The sequence below is a fragment of the Actinoplanes sp. NPDC049548 genome (assembly GCF_040676695.1).
Taxonomy (GTDB): domain Bacteria; phylum Actinomycetota; class Actinomycetes; order Mycobacteriales; family Micromonosporaceae; genus Actinoplanes.
On the sequence record NZ_JBFAPM010000020.1, the window covers coordinates 43,454 to 61,300 of the forward strand.

At 72.0% G+C, this 17,847-nt stretch carries 18 protein-coding genes; 13 read left to right on the forward strand and 5 right to left on the reverse strand.

Going from position 1 to position 17,847, the window contains the following annotated elements:
• The first annotated feature begins 9 nt into the window (after window positions 1-9).
• From AB0J80_RS30720 to AB0J80_RS30735, 4 genes are all read left to right on the forward strand, one after another.
• On the forward strand, window positions 10-900 hold the full coding sequence (locus AB0J80_RS30720; protein ID WP_364711853.1) for a TauD/TfdA family dioxygenase: 891 nt from the start codon (window positions 10-12) through the stop codon (window positions 898-900).
• Window positions 900-2,249, forward strand: coding sequence for an LLM class flavin-dependent oxidoreductase (locus AB0J80_RS30725; protein WP_364711856.1), 1,350 nt, complete (start codon window positions 900-902; stop codon window positions 2,247-2,249). Before AB0J80_RS30720 ends, AB0J80_RS30725 begins: the two co-directional genes overlap by 1 nt.
• Before the next feature lie 225 nt (window positions 2,250-2,474).
• Complete coding sequence (locus tag AB0J80_RS30730; RefSeq protein ID WP_364712055.1) at window positions 2,475-3,209, forward strand: MFS transporter; 735 nt, start codon at window positions 2,475-2,477, stop codon at window positions 3,207-3,209.
• Window positions 3,197-3,715 carry an MFS transporter gene (locus AB0J80_RS30735; RefSeq protein ID WP_364711859.1) on the forward strand — a complete coding sequence of 173 codons (519 nt, stop codon included), beginning with the start codon at window positions 3,197-3,199 and terminating at the stop codon, window positions 3,713-3,715. The genes AB0J80_RS30730 and AB0J80_RS30735 overlap by 13 nt, the downstream gene beginning before the upstream one ends.
• Here AB0J80_RS30735 and AB0J80_RS30740 read toward each other — a convergent pair.
• Window positions 3,687-4,067 (reverse strand): Lsr2 family protein, encoded by a 381-nt coding sequence (locus AB0J80_RS30740; RefSeq protein WP_364711861.1) that lies wholly within the window; start codon window positions 4,065-4,067, stop codon window positions 3,687-3,689. The two genes, AB0J80_RS30735 and AB0J80_RS30740, sit on opposite strands and share 29 nt — an antisense overlap.
• A 443-nt stretch (window positions 4,068-4,510) precedes the next feature.
• Between AB0J80_RS30740 and AB0J80_RS30745 the strand changes: the two genes are divergently transcribed.
• The 7 genes from AB0J80_RS30745 to AB0J80_RS30775 all read left to right on the forward strand — a co-directional run bounded on the left by AB0J80_RS30745 (window position 4,511) and on the right by AB0J80_RS30775 (window position 10,954).
• Complete coding sequence (locus AB0J80_RS30745) at window positions 4,511-5,329, forward strand: PIG-L family deacetylase (RefSeq protein ID WP_364711863.1); 819 nt, start codon at window positions 4,511-4,513, stop codon at window positions 5,327-5,329.
• Between the two features lie 4 nt (window positions 5,330-5,333).
• On the forward strand, window positions 5,334-5,753 hold the full coding sequence (locus AB0J80_RS30750) for a hypothetical protein (RefSeq protein ID WP_364711866.1): 420 nt from the start codon (window positions 5,334-5,336) through the stop codon (window positions 5,751-5,753).
• A gap of 38 nt (window positions 5,754-5,791) precedes the next feature.
• Window positions 5,792-6,238: a hypothetical protein gene (locus AB0J80_RS30755; protein WP_364711869.1), complete on the forward strand. Its 447-nt coding sequence runs from the start codon at window positions 5,792-5,794 to the stop codon at window positions 6,236-6,238.
• Window positions 6,231-7,415: an MAB_1171c family putative transporter gene (locus AB0J80_RS30760; protein WP_364711871.1), complete on the forward strand. Its 1,185-nt coding sequence runs from the start codon at window positions 6,231-6,233 to the stop codon at window positions 7,413-7,415. Before AB0J80_RS30755 ends, AB0J80_RS30760 begins: the two co-directional genes overlap by 8 nt.
• Before the next feature lie 142 nt (window positions 7,416-7,557).
• Window positions 7,558-8,736 (forward strand): M4 family metallopeptidase, encoded by a 1,179-nt coding sequence (locus tag AB0J80_RS30765; protein WP_364711874.1) that lies wholly within the window; start codon window positions 7,558-7,560, stop codon window positions 8,734-8,736.
• Window positions 8,737-9,036, forward strand: a complete 300-nt coding sequence (locus AB0J80_RS30770) for a protealysin inhibitor emfourin (RefSeq protein WP_364711877.1) — start codon at window positions 8,737-8,739, stop codon at window positions 9,034-9,036. It begins immediately after the preceding gene.
• 70 nt (window positions 9,037-9,106) lie between these two features.
• Window positions 9,107-10,954 (forward strand): hypothetical protein, encoded by a 1,848-nt coding sequence (locus AB0J80_RS30775; RefSeq protein WP_364711878.1) that lies wholly within the window; start codon window positions 9,107-9,109, stop codon window positions 10,952-10,954.
• A 72-nt stretch (window positions 10,955-11,026) separates the two neighbouring features.
• On the opposite strand, the gene AB0J80_RS30780 is transcribed toward AB0J80_RS30775, so the two are convergent.
• Window positions 11,027-12,529, reverse strand: a complete 1,503-nt coding sequence (locus AB0J80_RS30780; RefSeq protein ID WP_364711881.1) for a DHA2 family efflux MFS transporter permease subunit — start codon at window positions 12,527-12,529, stop codon at window positions 11,027-11,029.
• A gap of 80 nt (window positions 12,530-12,609) precedes the next feature.
• Here AB0J80_RS30780 and AB0J80_RS30785 point away from each other — a divergent pair, with 80 nt between their 5' ends.
• Window positions 12,610-13,005, forward strand: coding sequence for a helix-turn-helix domain-containing protein (locus AB0J80_RS30785; protein ID WP_364711883.1), 396 nt, complete (start codon window positions 12,610-12,612; stop codon window positions 13,003-13,005).
• Window positions 13,006-13,259: 254 nt separating this feature from the next.
• Window positions 13,260-13,550, forward strand: coding sequence for a hypothetical protein (locus AB0J80_RS30790; protein WP_364711885.1), 291 nt, complete (start codon window positions 13,260-13,262; stop codon window positions 13,548-13,550).
• Between the two features lie 28 nt (window positions 13,551-13,578).
• Here AB0J80_RS30790 and ptsP read toward each other — a convergent pair whose 3' ends face one another.
• The 3 genes from ptsP to dhaK are packed head-to-tail and all read right to left on the reverse strand — an operon-like array spanning window position 13,579 to window position 17,732.
• Window positions 13,579-16,047 (reverse strand): phosphoenolpyruvate--protein phosphotransferase, encoded by a 2,469-nt coding sequence (ptsP, locus tag AB0J80_RS30795; RefSeq protein ID WP_364711887.1) that lies wholly within the window; start codon window positions 16,045-16,047, stop codon window positions 13,579-13,581.
• 4 nt (window positions 16,048-16,051) lie between these two features.
• Window positions 16,052-16,696 carry a dihydroxyacetone kinase subunit DhaL gene (gene dhaL / locus AB0J80_RS30800; protein ID WP_364711890.1) on the reverse strand — a complete coding sequence of 215 codons (645 nt, stop codon included), beginning with the start codon at window positions 16,694-16,696 and terminating at the stop codon, window positions 16,052-16,054.
• Window positions 16,697-16,730: 34 nt separating this feature from the next.
• Window positions 16,731-17,732 carry a dihydroxyacetone kinase subunit DhaK gene (dhaK, locus tag AB0J80_RS30805; RefSeq protein WP_364711892.1) on the reverse strand — a complete coding sequence of 334 codons (1,002 nt, stop codon included), beginning with the start codon at window positions 17,730-17,732 and terminating at the stop codon, window positions 16,731-16,733.
• Window positions 17,733-17,847: the final 115 nt, after the last annotated feature.

Below are 17,847 nucleotides of genomic sequence, written 5' to 3' on the forward strand. Positions count from 1 at the left end.
AACACCACCATGACCATCCGCCGCATCGGGGGCCGCATCGGTGCCGAGATCGAAGGCGTCGACCTCTCCCAGCCGATCGACGACGCGCTGAAGCAGGAGCTGAACCAGGCCCTTGTCGAGCACAAGGTGCTGGTGTTCCACGGGCAGGACCTGGACGACGACGCGCACCTGCGCTTCGCCTCCGCGTTCGGGCCGCTGACCACCGCCCACCCGACGGTGCCCTCCGTCGACGGCCAGGCCAACATCCTGCCGGTGCAGGGTGGCGAGGGCGCGCGCGCCAACTCCTGGCACACCGACGTGACGTTCGTCGTCACCCCGCCGAAGGCCACCACGCTACGCAGCCTCGTCGTCCCGCCGTACGGGGGTGACACCCTGTTCGCCAACACCGCGGCCGCGTACGCCGACCTGCCCGAGCACCTGCGCCTGCTCGCCGACCGGCTGTGGGCCGTGCACAGCAACGACCACGACTACGCCGAGCACCCGCAGTTCCGCACGGACGAGGTCGAGGAGTACCACAAGGTCTTCGTGTCCAAGCGCTACCGCACCGCGCACCCGGTGGTGCGCATCCATCCCGAGTCGGGCACGCCCAACCTTTTCATCGGCGGCTTCGCGAGCAGCCTCATAGGGCTGTCCAAGACCGAGTCGCGGGACATCCTGCGGCTGCTGCAGGCGTACGTGACCCGGCCCGAGAACACCCTGCGCCACCGCTGGGCGGTCGGCGACGTCGTCATCTTCGACAACCGCGCCACCCAGCACTACGCCGCCGACGACTACGGCGACCTGCCCCGCAAGCTGCACCGCGTGACCGTCGCCGGGGACATCCCGGTCGGGGCCGACGGCGGCAAGAGCTACCTGCTCGAGGGCGACGACGCGGCCCACTACACCCCGCAGGCGGCCTGATGAGCCGCCCGGGACAGCTGCACCTCAACGCCTTCCTCATGGGCGTCGGTCACCACGAGGCGGCGTGGCGGCTGCCGGAGAGCGACCCGTACGCCGCCGCCGACGTCGAGCACTACAAGAACCTGGCGCGCATCGCCGAGCGCGGCAAGCTCGACTCGCTCTTCCTGGCCGACGGCCCCGTGCTGTGGGACCAGGTGGAACGTCGTCCGTCCGGCGTGCTGGAACCGACCGTCCTGCTCACCGCGCTCGCCGGGGCGACCGAGCGGATCGGCCTCATCGCCACCGCGTCGACCACCTACAACGAGCCGTACAACCTGGCCCGGCGGTTCGCGTCGCTGGACGTCGTCAGCGGCGGCCGGGCCGGCTGGAACATCGTCACCACCGCCGGGCTCGACGCTGCCCGCAACTTCAACCTGGACCATCTGCCCGCGCACCGCGAGCGCTACGAGCGGGCGGCCGAGTTCGTCGACGTGTCCCTGAAGCTGTGGGACTCCTGGGACGACGACGCCGTGGTCGCGGACAAGGAGAGCGGGGTCTGGGGCGACAGCGACAAGATCTACCCACCGGCGTACGAGGGCAGCTACTACCGGGTCGCCGGGGCGCTCAACGTGCCCCGTACCCCGCAGGGCCACCCGCTGCTGGTGCAGGCCGGCTCCTCGGAGAACGGCCGCAACTTCGCCGCCCGCTACGCCGAGGCGGTGTTCACGGCGCACCAGACGCTCGCCGATGCGCAGGAGTTCTACGACGACCTCAAGCGCCGCGCGGCCGAGCACGGCCGGGACCCGGACGGGGTGAAGATCCTGCCCGGCATCGTGCCGCTGATCGGCGCCACCGAGGCCGAGGCCCGCGAGCTCGACGCCGAGCTGAACCGGCTCATCCGGCCCGAGTTCGCCCTGCCCGGCCTCGCCGAGCTGCTCGGCGTCGACGTCGCGGACCTGCGGCTCGACGAGGAGCTGCCGGCGTCCCTGCCGGAGGAGGAGCAGATCGAGGGCGCCAAGAGCCGGCGCACGCTGGTGGTCAACCTCGGCCGCCGGGAGCGGCTCACCGTCCGCCAGATCATCGCCCGGCTCGGCGGCGGCCGCGGGCACCTCACCTTCGCCGGTACGCCCGCCCAGGTCGCGGACGCGCTTCTGCACTGGTACGACGCCGGCGCCGCCGACGGCTTCAACATCATGCCGCCGGTGCTGCCGTCCTCGCTGGAACGCTTCGTCGACGAGGTGGTGCCGATCCTGCAGGAACGCGGCCGGTTCCGCACCGAGTACACCGGGCGTACGCTGCGCGAGCACTACGGGCTGCCGCGCCCGGCGAACCGCAACACGGCCGACCGCAGTCCCGCGGTCCTGCCGTGACACCGCCGCGGGGCAGGGCCGTCCTGGGCGGCCTCTGCCTCGCCACGGCGGCCTACTCGGTCCTGCAGTCCCTGGTGGTGCCCGCGCTCTCCGTCTTCCAGCGGGAGCTGGGCACCACCCCGGCCGGGGGCGCCTGGATCCTGACCGCCTTCCTGCTCAGCGCGGCTGAGTCACTTAGGCGGCTCCGCCGCACTGCACGATGAACCCCGATGTGTCTCCACGCCGCTGCTCGGCCGGCTCGCCGACCTGCACGGCAAACGCCGCGTCCTGCTCGGCGCGCTCGCCGCGATGAGCGCCGGGTCGGCGCTGTCCGCGGCCGCCGACGGGCTCGGGCTGATGGTCGCCGGGCGGGCCGTGCAGGGCCTCGGCGGCGCCGTCTTCCCGCTCTGCTTCGCGCTGATCCGCGACCAGCTGCCGGCGCACCGGCGCCCGCGGGCCTTCGTGGCGGTCTCCACCGTCATGAGCGTGGGCGGAGCGGCCGGCACCGTGGCCGCCGGCCCGATGCTGTCGGTGGTCTCGTCGCGCTGGCTGTTCGGCGTACCGGCGCTGGTCTCGGCGCTGGCCATGATCCCGGTGGCGGCGCTGCTGCCGGCCGGCACCCGGCGCCGCGACGACGGCCGGATCGACTGGTCCGGCGCCGTGCTGCTCGCCACCTGGCTCGGCCTGTTGCTGCTCGCGATCAGCTTCAGCGGCACGTACGGGTGGGCGTCGTCGCAGGTGCTCCTGCCCGGCCTGGCCGTGCCGCCGCTCGCGGCGTACTGGGTGAGCCGGCAGCGCCGCGCCCGGCATCCCCTGGTGGACCTGCGGACGCTCGCGTTGCCGACCGTGCGGGCCACGAACGCGGCCACGCTGTTGCTCGGCTTCGGCATGTTCGGCTCGTGGATGCTGGTGCCGTTGTTGGTCAGCCAGCCGGCGAGCAGCGGGATCGGCTTCGGGCCGGACCCACGGTGGTCGGGCTGATCATGCTGCCGACCGCCCTCGGCACGCTGATGGTGATGCCCGTGCAGAGCCGGATGGTGCGCCGGCACGGTCCTCGGGCCGCGCTGATGGCCGGCACGGCGGTCGCCGGTTCGGCGTACCTGATGCTGGCCGGCCTGCACCGCTCGCTCCCGCAGGTCTGTACGGCGGTGCTGGTGATGGGCGCGGGCGTGGGCCTGGCCTTCGCGGCGGTGGGATCCCTGGTGGTCGAGGCCGTGCCACCGGACCAGACCGGGGTCTCCGCGGCGGTCAACACCGTCATGCGTACGGTCGGGGGCAGCCTCGGCGCCACCGTGGGCGGCACCGTGCTGACGTGGTCGGCCGGCGACTCGGGCCTGCCCGGTCCCGGATCGTACGTGGCGGCGATGGTCCTGTACGCGCTCGCCATGGCCGGCGGGTTGCTGTGCGCCGCCCGCATCCCGAAGCCGTCCGCCGCACCGTCCACGCAGCCGGCGACGGTCAGTGCGCGTGGTGGAAGACCTCGGTGACCGAGAGGGGCATGCGGCCGGGGCCGGTCAGCTCGTAGCCGGTCCGGCTGGCCCACTCCCTGATCGCGTTGTGCAGGTCCCGTGCGGAGCCTTGCGATGCGTCCTGCTTTGCGCCGCGACCGCGGGGCGCGTCCCTTCTTCCGCCGCGACCGCGCGGTGCTTCCTGCTTTCCGCCGCGACCGATGCGGGTCGCGGCGGACAGGTACGGCTGTAACGCCGTGCGCAATCTCCCCGCGTTCTGGTCGGAGAGGTCGATGGTGTAGGTCACGCCGTCGAGGCCGAACTCGACCGTACGGTCGGCCCGGCCGCCGTCGATGTCGTCCGTCAGCACGGTGGTGAGATGCCTGGCCATGCGAGATCTCCTGGAGCCGGCGGGGAGCTGGTCACACGAGCCTGCCGGTGCGGTGAGCGCGACGCCCCCGATGACTTGCCGTGGCGCTCAGAGCGGTGGAACGCTCGTGCTGCGGGCGGAGAATGTTAACGAGTTAACACTCCTGCAAACTGTTCCCGTGGGTCATTTCGATCGCCTTCACATTGGCGGAAATCCGATGAAGGCGGAACCGAGCCTATGAGGGCGTCTCGGGAGTGTCAAGAGCATTGGACACCACAGTGGACACATGACATGTGCTGCTCCAGCACGTTTCCCGGGCAATGCTCGTCCGTCCTCAATAGAATGCATTCGGCAGCGTGACACCGCGTGTGCAATTTGTGGCGCAGTAGACAATTGCGGGTGGCGGCGTGCCGATCCGGCGCGGGGATCGGATCATTACGGGGGCCGTACACTGACCGACGTCAATGACGATCGCCGATGAAGGGATCTCCTCGACGATGGTTCTCCCGCAGGAGCCGGTCTTGATGGCGGTGCACGCCCACCCCGGGCCCGAGTCCACCAACACCGGCGGCACCCTCGCGCACTACGCGCGGCAGGGCGTGCGAGTCGTCCTGGTCACCTGCACCAACGGGGAGTACGGCACCGGTCCGGGAGGCGCCATGCCCGGCCAGGCGGGTCACGATCCCTCGGCGGTCGCCGCCGTACGCCTCGACGAGCTGCGCAACGCCTGCGCGCACCTGGGCGTTCGCGACCTGGAGCCGCTCGGCTACCACGACTCCGGCACGCAGCACCGCGGCGCCGGGGCCTTCAGCGACGTTCCGGTCGGCGTCGTGGCCGGCCGGATCGCCACGCTCTACGAGCGGTACAGGCCCCAGGTGGTCGTGACGTACGACCCGGAGGCGCGCTTCCATCCCGACCACTCCCACACCGCTGCGGCGGCGCACGAGGCGGCGGACGCGACCGGCATCCCGGTCAAGGTGTACGGGATCGCGCTCGGCGCCTCCTACTGGCGGCAGGTGCACGAGGCGGCGGTGCCGACGGCTGAGGCCGAGCATGTGGACGCGAGGATCACCACCACGGTCGACGTGGAGGCCGTCGTGGCCCGCAAGCAGGCCGCCGTCCTGGCGCACGCCAGTCAGATCCGGGACACCTGGATCGAGCGGCTCTACGCCGGGGAACTGCCCGAGGTGCTCGGCCGGGAGACGTACATCCGCACCCGCGACCGCAGCGGGGCGCCGGTACCCGAGGACGACCTGTTCGCGGGCGTCCGGGTGAAGGGGTGACGCGATGAACGGCGCACCTGCCGGTGACACGTCCGGCGTCTGGCTGGCCGGCACCGTCGTGAGGCTGCTGGAGGAGCGGTACGGCCGGGGGCGCGTCCCCTCCGTACGCGTGCTGGCCCGGCACATCCGCGACGCCAACGACGGCGTCTCCATCTCGCACGGCCACATGCACAACATCCTCAGCGGCGACGCCGCGAACATCACGGACCGGACGAGGGCCGTGCTCGCCCGGTTCCTCGGTGTCCCGCCCTCGGCGCTCGTGCCCACGGCCGGCCCGCCGCCGCAGCAGGAGGGCCTGCCGTCCGTGGAGACGCTCGCGATGCGGTTCTCCTCGCTGCGCCCGGAGGAGCTGGCGGCGATCGAGAAGGCCATCCACATGGTCAAGGCCCGGGACGGACAACGCGACCCCGCCGACCGCGGGTGAGCCGGCGATGCCCACGGGGGCGGGAAAGGGAGAGGGCTGTGACGTCCAAGTACACGCGCGCCATCGCCGGACGGCTCGTCGCGCGGCTACCCGAGCTGCCTCAGCCGTGGGACGTCGACGCGCTGTGCCGGGAGCTGGCCCGCACCCGCGGCCGCCCCTTGACGGTGCACGCGGTCTCGCTGCGGGGCCTCCCCTCGGGCCTGTGGTACGCCGACGGCACCCATGACCGGATCATCCACCGCGCCTCGGCCACCGGCTACTACCGCGACCACATCGTCCTGCACGAGATCTGCCACCTGCTCGCCGGCCACGGCAGGCAGCGCACCGGCGAGCAGGACAGCGCGCGCATCTGCGACAGCGTCGAGGAGGAGATCGCCGAGACGTTCGCGTCGATGGTGCTGAAGGCGGCGGGACAGCTGGCTCCGCCGGACCAGAGCGCGACGGAGCGGCGCGCGGAGGAACTGCTCGGGGCCTTCCGTGCGTGAGGTGCCGAGCTGGGTCGAGAGCCTCCGTGGCCTGATCTTCATCGTCGTCTGGACCGTCCTGATCCTGCGCCTGCCGGCCGTCCGCCGACGGGAGCAGCGACCGGCGTGGGTCGTGCTGTTCTGCCTCGCCGCCGGCTCGGTGGCCATCCAGGCCGGCGTAGCACGGTGGATCGACGACACCACCGGTGTGGTCAAGCTCAGCGAGCTGGTCGTCGCCCTGGTCGCGCTGAGCGACTTCGCCGCTGTGTGGTGGTTCGCCCTGCACCTGCACCGGGCCGCTCACCCCGGCTCGACCAGGCCCCACCGGGCGCCGCTGATCGCGGCCGCCGTGATGGCGATCATCGCCGTCGTGCTCTTCCTCGTCACCCCGGAGGCCGACCGGTTCGGCAAGGAGGCCCACGGCTGGTGGATCGCCTACGCCATCGCCTGGATCGGGTACGGGGCGACGACCGCGACCGGCGCCGCGAGCATCTTCTGGCGTACCGCCCGGTCGATGCGCAGCCCGGTCCTGCGGTTCAGCATGCTGGCCCTGGCGCTGGGCGTCGGCGCCGAACTGCCGTACCTGGCCATCCGGGCCGTGCGGTGGTTCGTCCCGGGTACGCCGGCCGAGCTCGCGGTGGCCGGGTTCTGGTTCTCCTTCACGCGGTTCGTGGTGGTCGCCCTGGCCTGTTCGGTCGCGGCGGTGGAACCGATCCGCAGGTCCGTGCTCTACCAATGGCGGCGGCAGCGCCTGTACGGCCTCTGGTTGCTGCTGAGGCGCGCGACGCCGGAGCTCGTGCTGCACGAGCCGCGGTCGCGCCCGGTGGACCTGCTGAGCCCGGGCGACAGCTGGGAGCTGCTCCACCAGCGGGTCGTCGAGATCCGCGACAGCATCACCCACCTGCACGACGGCTGGGCCACGCCCCGGCTGCTGCGGGAGGCCGCGCAGTACGCAGGCCCGGACCGCCTTCTCGCCGTCGCCTGCTGGATCGAGGCGACCCGCCGCGGAGCCCGCGACGGCGCGCCGCGGATCGATCAGGAGCCGGGCCAGGAGCTGCTGCCCGACGTCCGCGCCACCGCGTCGACCATGCGCCGCGAGGTCGGTCAGCTCGTGAGACTGCACCGCCACCTCACGTCCCGGGCCGTGCAGGACTTCGCCGACCGCCAGGAGAGCAGTTCCGCCAGCTCGCTGTCGTAATTCTTCCGCGTGGGCGGATGTCGTTATCTGGACTGAGGGCTGGACCGGTGCCGGAGGCGCTGTCACGGTGGGGGAATTCTGCGACCGCTGGCCGAAAGGCGCTTCAGCGACGCCATTTCCCGTGCTTTACGGAGGTGAAGCCGTGACCATTGACCGACGCCGTCTGCCCTGCATCACGCCGCCCTACATCCTGCAAAGCCTCCTCGAGAGTGACGACGCCGAGATCCGCCGCGCCGCCCTCGCCACCCTCGTGTCCACCGCGCAGCTCCGCGGCCAGCGTGAGGTCCGGTCGCTGCTCGCCGGCGTCGCCGCCGCCCCGGTCAGTGGCCGCCGCACCATCTTCGACTGCCGTACCGGCATCATTCTGCGATTCGCGACGATCGCCCGGACCGAGGGCGACGAGGCGGTCGCCGACGACTCGGTCAATCGCGCGTACGACGGTTTCGGGCTGACCCGGCAATTCCTCAAGGACGTCTTCGAGCGCGATTCCATCGATGGCCGTGGTATGCGTCTGCACGGGTACGTCCACCGCGGCCTGCGCTACAACAACGCATTCTGGGACGGCAGCGAAATGGTGTTCGGCGACGGGGACGGGCGCGTCTTCAGCGACTTCACCGGCTCGCTCGACGTCATCGCGCACGAGCTGGCGCACGGCGTCACCGAGTTCACCTCCGGCTGGGAGTATCACGACCAGACCGGCGCCCTGAACGAGTCCATGTCCGACGTCTTCGGGTCGATGGTCAAGCAGTGGGCGCTCAAGCAGAGTGCGGCCGACGCCGACTGGCTCATCGGGGCCGACGTGTTCACGCCCGGCATCGAGGCCGACGCGCTGCGCTCGCTCAAGGCACCCGGCACCGCCTTCGACAACGAGCTGTTCGGCAAGGACCCGCAGCCCGCACACATGAACGACTTCGTCGAGCTGCCCGACACCGAGGAGGGCGACTTCGGCGGGGTGCACATCAACTCGGGCATCCCCAACAAGGCCTTCCACCTCGTCGCCACGGCGATCGGGGGCAACTCGTGGGACGCCGCCGGGCACATCTGGTACGAGGCACTCAAGGACTCGACGCCCCTGACGCAGTTCGCCGACTTCGCGGCCGCCACGCATCGCAGGGCGGGCGAGCTGTGCGGAGCCGGAAGCGCCGAACAGCAGGCGGTGGCCGACGCGTGGGACGCGGTCGGGGTGGCGGTCAGCGTCCCGGCCGCCGCGCGCGGCAACGGCAACGGGTCCATCGCATCGCTCTCCCAGCAGCTGGAGAGCCTCACCGGCCAGGTGCAGGCGCTCGCCGCCGACGTGCAGGCCCTCGCGGGCAGGCGCTGAGTGCGGGTGTCCCTGCGGGAGCACGGCGGCCTGGCGGCGGCTGTCCACCGGAACACCCCCGCCCGGGTCGCCGACACGACCCTGCTCCCGGCCGGCCAGGCGGCGGAACTGGCCCGGCTGGCGTCCGCCGCGCTCGGCGCGGAGCCCGGACCGCCGGCCGGGCCGGATCCCGCGCGGGACGGCATGAGCTACACGGTCACGATCGAGGACGACACGACCCATGTCCTGACCGGATCCGACACCGGCGCGTCACCACAACTCGCCGAGCTGGTGCGGTTCCTGCAGGAGTACGCACGGTAGGTATCACGGTGCCGCTGTCACGCGTCGTTGCAGCACGAGGAAGGAAGGGAACCCCGTGGCCGCTCCGACGATGACTCCGCCCCTCTTCTCACGGCGTACCGATCAGATCGACGACCGGTGGCCGCGGCCCGCGGCGTGCTGGCTGGTCCGCAACGAGACGCCGCGACCCGTCTGGCTCGAGCACGACGGCCGGGTGCTCAGCCTCGCTCCGCACGAGGAGAGCATCTGGCACGGGCCGGCGCTGCGCGAGGCGTTCCCGCAGCTGACCCGGCTGGAGGAACGCCACCAGGTGACGGTGTGCCGCAAACCGCAGGCGCCCGAGGCCGACCCGCACATCACCGCCGCCGTACGCGCCGGCATGATCGTCGGTGCCTGCTGGCTGGCCGCCTGGTGGCCCCTGCCGCTGTGGTGGTGGCTGCGTCTCGGGGCGGCGCTGGCGATCGGCTTCGGCCTGTGGTTCCTGGCGTTGCTGACCCAGCCGGCGCGCCGGGGACGCAAGCGCAACGCGGCGCTGAGCCGGGCCGCGGGCCGGCAGATGCGCCGCTGGACCTGGTACAACTTCACGATGGTCATGGTCGTGGCCATCGGGATCCTGGTCCCCGCGTTGATCCTCTACCTGGCCACCGACCTGCACGAGGTCGTCACCTTCTGGCCCGACGGCTTCTCGGTCGACGTCTCCCAGCCGCTGATCATCGTCGGCCGGCTGATGCAGCTCACGTTCATCTCGGTGGCGACCCTCATGCCGGCGCTCATGTACTTCCAGTTCGACGCCGAGCGGCTCGGGACCCTGCGGCACCGCTGGATCCAGAACGTGTTCCGCCTCGACCCGACCGTGTTCACGATGGCCGACGTCAAGGCGAAGTACGAACGCCAGCTCGAGGAGGCGTACGGCGGCGACGACGGCCGGGGCCGGCTCACCCGCGGACGCCGCTCGCCGATCATCGTCACCACGATGATCCTGGCCTTCGGCTGGCTGCTGATCATGCTCCGGGCCGGCGACCGGGTCCAGCTGGGGCCGGGCGAGAGCCTGTCGTTCCTCGGGCTGCTGGACCCGGACCAGTCCCTGGTGACCTTCGCGTTCCTGGGCGCGTACTTCTTCGCCCTGAACCTCATCCGGGCCGGATACATGCGCGCCGACCTGCGTCCCAAGACGTACACGACGATCGCCGTCCGCATCCTCGTCGTCGTGGTGCTGGCCTGGCTGATCCAGGCCGTCAGCGACGCCGGCGACAACTCCCAGCCCCTCTTCCTCCTGGCCTTCGCCGCCGGCTTCGTGCCCGACCGCGTGCTGCACCTGGTGTGGGAGAAGGTCCTGCCCCGGATGACCAACCTGCTCAACCTCGACCAGCAGCAGCCGCTCACCGAGATCGAGGGCATCGACCTGTACGAGCGCACCCGGCTCTCCGAGGAGGGCATCACCAACGTCGAGGCCCTGGCCCACCACGACCTGCTGGACCTGTTCTTCAAGACCCGCATCCAGGCGGCCCGCCTCGTCGACTGGGTCGACCAGGCGATCCTGGTGATGTACCTCAACGGCGGCAGCGACGACGACGAGGCACCCCGACAGGCCAACGCGGCCCTCCGCACGGCGCTGCGCACGGTAGGGATCCGCACGGCCAGCGACCTCGTGCAGTTCGTGTGCCGGGGACCGAACGACACCGGCCAGGCGTGCCACCGCCGGGTCGACGAGCTCACCGCGACCCTCACCCCGCTGCTGCCGGACCCCGACGCGGCGACGGTCCGGCAGCGGGTGCAGGTCCTCAGCGAGGCGCTGAACCACAGCGAGTGGATGGGGCGGATCGAGAACTGGCGCCACAGCGACCTCATCGAGGCGGATCCCGAGAAGCGGTGGTACATCGGCGACGACGGGAACCTGCACCGCGGGGATTCCCGCCGTGACGGCCTCCCTCGCCCGTGACCTCCCGAAGCCTCACCGCCGCCGAGCGAGGATCGCCTGCGTCTTCGGGGCGGCGGTGCGCGGCGAGTGGCGTCACGACGTGCAACCGACCGAGGCGTCCCGACCGGCCGCCGGCTCGAGGTGGCCGGGTTCCGAGCTGCGCGCTTCCGGGTTCCCCTCCTTGGGGCGTTGCGGTCGCAGGAGGATCGCGCCGAGGATCGCGGCGGTGACGACGATGCCGGCGGCGACGGCGAAACCGGCGTCATATCCACCGTCCAGGGCCGCCGCGCGGTCCACGCCCTGGGCCAGCAGCTCGTCGCTGCGGAACGCGGCGATCGTCGCGACCACCGCGAGGCCCAGCGCGCCGCCGACCTGCTGCACGGTGTTGTTGACACCGGAGGCAAGCCCCGCATCCTCCGCGCTGACGCCCGACATCGCGATGGTCACCAGCGCGGGGAAGGCGACCCCGCCACCGACGCCCAGGCAGAGCAGCGCCGGCAGGACATCGCCGACATAGTCGCCGCCCACCGGCGCCCGCCCGAACACCACCAGCCCGGCCGCGATGACCACGAGACCGGCCACCGCGACCCGGTGCGCGCCGAAACGGGCGTTGAGCCGGGCCGACGCGCCGACCGACAGCAAGCCGATGGACACGGCCACCGGGAGATACCCCATGCCGATCTGCAACGGCGTGAACCCCAGAACCAGCTGCAGGTAGAGCGCGCCCAGGAACATCTGGGCGAACATGCCCGCCAGCATGAGGCCGAGGACGAGGTTGCCACCCGACAGGCTCCGCGACCGGAAGACCCGCAACGGCAGCAGAGGCGTCGGCGCGGTCGCCTGCCGGATCAGGAACGCGCCGAACAGCACGAGCGCCAGGGCGCCGAGTCCTACCGTACGCAGAGATCCGAGCCCGGTGTCAGGAGCCTTGAGGATCACGTACGAGCCGGTCATGAGCGCGGCGGTGACGAGCACGGCCCCGGCCGCGTCGGCACCACGGCGAGGCCCGCCGACCCGGTCGTCCGCCAGCACCCGCAAGCCGGACACGACGATGAGCACCCCGACGGGGACGTTGACGAAGAAGATCCAGTGCCAGCTCAACGCCTCGGTCAGGACGCCGCCGAGCAGCAGGCCGGCCGCCGCGCCGCCGGAGCCCACGAAGCCGTAGACCCCGATCGCCTTGCCGAGCTCCCGCGGATCGGGGAAGAGGCCGACGATCATGCCGAGGATGACGGCGGAGGTCACGGCACCGCCGACACCCTGCACGAACCGCGCGGCGATCAGCATGCTCCGATCGGTGGCCAGCCCGCACCACAGCGACGCGAGCACGAACACCACGAGCCCGCCGAGAAAGACCCGTCGCCGGCCGACGAGATCACCGAGCCGGCCGGCCAGCAGCAGGAGCCCCCCGAAGGCGATCAGGTAGGCGTTCACCACCCAGGTGAGGCCGGCCGGTGTGAACCCCAGATCCGCCTGGATCGACGGCAGCGCGACGTTCACGATCGTCTGATCCAGGACGATGACGAGGAACCCGGCACACAGGACGACGAGCGCGGCCCATCGCGAGCGCCGGACCGCGAAAGCGGTGCTGGACATGAGGAAGCCTCCAAAAGGATACGACTTGTTACAGCGACCATCATGTGTGACCATTGGCCCGCGCGTAAGGAGGCACATCTATGTCACAGCGGAACATCTGTGTGTCCGGCCAGGCCGCACAGGCCAAGGCCTGCACCGTTCGCGAGGTCCTCGACCGCGTCGGCGGCAAATGGAGCATCGGCGTGATCATCGAAGCCAGCCAGGCCCCGGTGCGCTTCACGGAGCTCGAACGCAAGATCGTCGGCATCAGCCGCCGGATGCTGACCCTGACGCTGCGCAACCTCGAACGCGACGGCCTGCTGACGCGGAAGGTCTACCCGACGGTCCCGCCGAAGGTGGAGTACGCCGCCACCGACATGGCCCGGGAGCTGTACGAAACCCTGGTCACGCTGACGGACTGGGCGGAACGGCACCGCGAGGCGATCGCGCAGTCCCGCAAGGCCTACGACAGCAGCCGGGACGTGGCCACGGCCTGAGTGCCGTTCATCGATGTGGCCGGTGCCGTGGCGGCCGCCCGTGAGCTGCTCCGGGCCGACGGCGGCCGAACGGGCGTTCGTAGTGGGAGTCGAAGTTGTCGCGGACCGGCTCGAGGCCGCGCCGGTCGTCGACGGTCACCGCGACCGGCATCGGTGTCGGGGTCCTGGTGAACCGGGCGGGCGTTCGCTCCGTATGGCTTGGGGCGGGGACGAAGTCTCGCGTATCCGGGGCACAACGATGCGGGAAGGGGTTGATGATGCTGGGCGCGGTCCTGGTACTCACGATCCTGGTGGCGCTCATCGCGGTATCCGCCTGGCCGGCCATCCGGGACTGGCGGCACGAGAAGGCGCGGTCGCCCGAGGCCGACAGCGTTGCCGCCCCGGCCGTGGTGCCTGGTCCGGGGACGCTGGAGGGTGTCCTGGCGCGGCAGCTGATGGACCAGGAGATCAGCAGGCGGCAGTACATGCACGCCATGGAGGCGCTCGCGGAGCGGGACAGGGATCGGCACCCCTTGCCCGACCTGCCGGAAGACTTCCTCTTCTAGGTGCGGTCGTGTCGCGGGCCCGGTGCCGTCAGAGCGCTGCGCGGACGGCTGCTGCGTCCGCGAGGTCGAGAGCTCGCGCCGCCATTGCGGCGGCCTGCTGGGTGTCGGTGTCGCGCACTGCCTGTTTGACCTCCGGAATCATCGGTGGTGCGACGCTCAGCTCCCGCACGCCGAGCCCCGCCAGCAGCGGCACCGCTGTCACGTCTGCGGCCAGCTCGCCGCAGACCGAGACGGACACCCGGTCGCCCGCGCCCCGGCAGACCGCGTCGACCAGCCGGAGAACGCCCGGATCCAGCCCGTCCGCCAGGGAGGCGAGTGCCGGGTTGCCGCGTTCGGCCGCCAGCGCGTACTGCGTCAGGTCGTTGGTGCCGACGCTGAAGAAGTCGACGTGCGGCGCGAAGGTCGCCGCCTTCAGCGCGGCCGCGGGCACCTCCGTCATGATGCCCACTTTCAGGCCGGGAGGAGCGCCGCGCCCGGCCCGCGTCACCGCCTCGTCGAGCATCCGGCGTGCCGCCAGCAGCTCGTCCACCGTGCTCACCATCGGGAACATGACATTCACGGGTACGTCGTGCGCCACGCGGACGATCGCGAGGAGCTGGGCCGCGAGAAGTGACGGGTGGGCCAGGGAGTGCCTGATTCCCCGTACCCCTAGGAAGGGGTTGTCCTCGGCGGCGGCGGGCGCATAGGGCAGCGGTTTGTCGCCCCCGACGTCGAGCGTGCGGATCGTGAGGCGCCGGCGGTCCAGCGCCGTCGCGATCTGGCGGTAGACGGCTTCCTGCTCGTCGACGCCGGGCGCCCGGTCACGGCCGAGGAACAGGAATTCCGTACGGATCAAGCCGGCCAGATCCGCCCCGCACTCAGCCGCGGTGATGGCGTCCGCGACCGACCCGACGTTCGCCCCCACGCCGACGAGCACGCCGTCCCGGGTCTCCGCCGCCTCGGATGCCCGGGACAGGGCCCGCGTGCGGCGGGACGCCTGCGCGGCCGCCCGTTTCCGCAGGGACGCGAGCACCGGCTCCGGCGGTTCCACCCGGACCTCGCCCGTGGCGCCGTCCAGCGCCACCGTCGTGCCCTCGGGGATGGCGAGCAGCGCGGGACCGACGGCGACGACCGCGGGGATGCCACGGGTGCGCGCGAGGATCGCGCCGTGCGACGTAGGACTGCCCGCGGCGAGCAGGATGCCGGCGATCCGCGACGGGTCCAGGCCGGCCGCGTCCGCCGGGGCGAGGTCGGCCGCGATCACCACCCCGTCCGCCGGCACCGTCGTGGCAGCGGCGCCGAGCAGGACACGGAGCACCTGCAGCCGGACGGCGCGGACGTCGCTCGCCCGAGCCTTCAGGTACGGGTCGGGCAGGCCGTCGAACTCCGCTGCGATCCGTGCCGCCGCGTCCGCCCACGCCTGTGGGGCCGGGGAGCCCCGGGCGGTCCGTGACCGTACGTCGTCGAGCAGGTCGGTGTCGTCGAGCAGCAGGAGGTGGGCGTCGAAAATGTCGGCCTCGGGACGGTTCCCGACGGCAGCCCGGGTTCGGTGCAGCTCCTCCCGCACCGTCGAGAGGGCGTCCTCGACGCGACGCCATTCGCGCTCGAACCCCTGCGACGGGTGGCCGGGGATCTCTGGCTCGGCGCTGTCCACATGCCGGGCCGGGCCGATCCCGATGCCCGGCGACGCGGCTCGCCCGCTCAGGCCCGCATCCGGCGACGGAGGTGGTTGACCGGCTGGCGCAGGGACGGGGCCCTCTGCCGGCGCAGGGTGCGTCTCGTCGAACGCTCGGTTTGCCAGGGCGATGACGGCGTCGACGGCTTCGGCGGCCTGGGGGCCGGAGGCGCGTACTTCGATCTGATGTCCCTGCAGGACGCCGAGGGTCGCCACGCGGGAAAGGCTGGCCGCCGGCACCCAGTCCGAGCCGGTGGTGGCGTTGCGGATCTCCGTGGCCGCGTCGAACAACCGGACTTGCGTGACGAGGCGCGCGGCAGGGCGTGCGTGCAGCCCGTGCGCATTGACCACGGCCACCGTTGCCGACGGGCCGCCTTCTGGCGGGCCGGCGGGCGGGCCCGTCGGTTGCGTGGCGCCGGGCGAGTGCGGCGGTCCTGCCGGGCCGAGGTGGGCCTGCTTGCCCGTGAGGGCGGCGGCGGCCTCGACCGCCACCTCCTCGCGGGTCGCTTCGCCCGCCGCGGCGACCGTGGCGGCGATGAGGCCCTCGACCAGGGGCGCGGCCGTCAGTACGACCCTTTCCCGGAGGTCGTCGTCCAGGAGGTCGAGGGCCAGCTCGGCGGAGAGCACCGCGCTGCCGAGGTCCATGAGGACCACCACGCCGTCGCCCTGGTCCGCGGCCGCGATCGCCTCGGTGATGGCGACCGCGTCCGTGCCGAACGTCGTGTCGTCCAGACCGGCAGCCACCTCGAGCGGCACCGGACGGTCCGGGACCATCTCGGCCGCCAGCGTCGCGGCGGCGCGGGCCAGGGCGCGGCTGTGGCTGACGATGACCAGTCCGACCATCCGGTCAGGCCTCCCCGGGCAGTGACGCGGCGGCGGCCGTCAGCAGCAGCGTCGCCGACGTGGCGCCGGGGTCCTGGTGGCCGGCGCTGCGCTCACCGAGGTAGCTGGCCCGGCCCTTGCGGGCGACCAGCGGGATCGTGGCGTCCCGCCCCTCCTCCGCGGCCCGGACCGTGGCCTTCAGGGCTTCGCGCAGCGGTTGCCCGGCGGCGAGAGCGGCGTCCAGCGCGTCCACCGCGGGGGCCAGGGCGTCGACCATGGTCTTGTCGCCCACCTCGGCCTTGCCGCGCATCACCACGCCGTCGAGGCCCGCGCGCAGCACCCTGGCGAAGCCGTGGGCGTCCAGGGCGCCGGCGTCGCCCGCCGCGGTGGCCATGCGCAGGAACGCCGTCCCGTACAGCGGGCCGCTCGCGCCGCCCACCTTGCTGACCAGGGTCATGCCGGTGCGCTTGAGGAGCTCCGCCGGAATGGCGGGCGGCGTCTCGTCGTGTGCCGCGACCACCGCGGTCATGCCGCGGTCCATGTTGGCGCCGTGGTCGGCGTCGCCGATGGCGGCGTCGAGCTCCGTGAGCCGGTCCTTGTGCTCGGAGACGAGGCGGGCGAACTCGCGGATCCACGTCGTCAGCGCAGCGGTGTCCACGGTGTCGGTCATGCTGCCCCCTCTCGTGCGCACCGGGTCATGCCGCTCACACTCCCCAGCGCAGCGCCGGCGTACGCACCGGGGCGTCCCACAGCCGCAGGATGTCGTCGTCCGCTTTCAGCAGCGTGACCGAGCAGCCGGCCATGTCGAGGCTCGTGATGTACGGGCCCACCAGTGAGCGCGCGACGCCGATGCCGTTCTTGCCGAGGATCGTCGCGATCTCGTGGTACATCACGTAGAGCTCGATGAGCGGGCTGGCGCCCATGCCGTTGACGAACGCGATGACCCCGGAGTCGCCGGTGAAGTCGAGGTCCGCGAGGATCGGGCTGACCAGCATCTCGGCGATCTCAGCGGCGGGTGCGATGGGCACGCGGCGGCGCCCGGGCTCGCCGTGGATGCCGATGCCGAGCTCCATCTGACCCTCCGGAAGCTCGAACGTGGGCTTCCCCGCCGCGGGCACGGTGCAGGAGGTGAGGGCGACGCCCATGCTGCGCCCGTTCGCGTTGACCTTGCGGGCGACGTCGGCGACCTCGGCCAGCGGCCGGCCCTGGTCCGCCGCGGCACCGGCGATCTTCTCGAGCAGCACGGTGACGCCCACCCCGCGGCGGCCGGCCGTGTAGAGACTGTCCTGCACGGCCACGTCGTCGTCGGTGACCACCGCCGTGACGGAGACACCGGTCTCGGCCTCGGCCAGCTCCGCCGCCATCTCGAAGTTCATGACGTCGCCGGTGTAGTTCTTCACGATGTGCAGCACCCCTGCACCGCCGTCGACCGCCTTGGTGGCGGCCAGGATCTGGTCCGGCACGGGCGAGGTGAAGATCTCGCCCGCGCAGGCGGCGTCGAGCATGCCGGGGCCGACGAAGCCGGCGTGCAGGGGCTCGTGCCCCGACCCGCCGCCGGAGATCAGCCCCACCTTGCCGCGGACCGGGGCGTCGCCGCGGTAGACGATGTGGTTCTCGTGGTCGACGCGCAGCTCCGGATGGGCGGCGGCGACGCCGCGCAGCGCGTCGGTGACGACGGTGGCCGGGTCGTTGATGAGCTTGTTCATCGGGGCTCCTCACCAATCTGGCTGGAGGGGACGGCCTGCTTCTCACAAGCTACGCCGATCACCGGCGGTCGTCGCCGGGCCTGTGGACAACCCGGCCCTGTGGACAACCCGGGCC

Coding starts and splice junctions, on each gene's coding strand:
- AB0J80_RS30720 (WP_364711853.1), top strand. CDS start 10: ATGACCATCCGCCGCATCGGGGGCCGCATCGGTGCCGAGATCGAAGGC.
- AB0J80_RS30725 (WP_364711856.1), top strand. CDS start 900: ATGAGCCGCCCGGGACAGCTGCACCTCAACGCCTTCCTCATGGGCGTC.
- AB0J80_RS30740 (WP_364711861.1), bottom strand. CDS start 4,067: ATGGCCAGGCATCTCACCACCGTGCTGACGGACGACATCGACGGCGGC.
- AB0J80_RS30745 (WP_364711863.1), top strand. CDS start 4,511: ATGACGATCGCCGATGAAGGGATCTCCTCGACGATGGTTCTCCCGCAG.
- AB0J80_RS30750 (WP_364711866.1), top strand. CDS start 5,334: ATGAACGGCGCACCTGCCGGTGACACGTCCGGCGTCTGGCTGGCCGGC.
- AB0J80_RS30775 (WP_364711878.1), top strand. CDS start 9,107: ATGACTCCGCCCCTCTTCTCACGGCGTACCGATCAGATCGACGACCGG.
- AB0J80_RS30780 (WP_364711881.1), bottom strand. CDS start 12,529: ATGTCCAGCACCGCTTTCGCGGTCCGGCGCTCGCGATGGGCCGCGCTC.
- AB0J80_RS30785 (WP_364711883.1), top strand. CDS start 12,610: ATGTCACAGCGGAACATCTGTGTGTCCGGCCAGGCCGCACAGGCCAAG.
- AB0J80_RS30790 (WP_364711885.1), top strand. CDS start 13,260: ATGATGCTGGGCGCGGTCCTGGTACTCACGATCCTGGTGGCGCTCATC.
- ptsP (WP_364711887.1), bottom strand. CDS start 16,047: ATGGTCGGACTGGTCATCGTCAGCCACAGCCGCGCCCTGGCCCGCGCC.
- dhaL (WP_364711890.1), bottom strand. CDS start 16,696: ATGACCGACACCGTGGACACCGCTGCGCTGACGACGTGGATCCGCGAG.
- dhaK (WP_364711892.1), bottom strand. CDS start 17,732: ATGAACAAGCTCATCAACGACCCGGCCACCGTCGTCACCGACGCGCTG.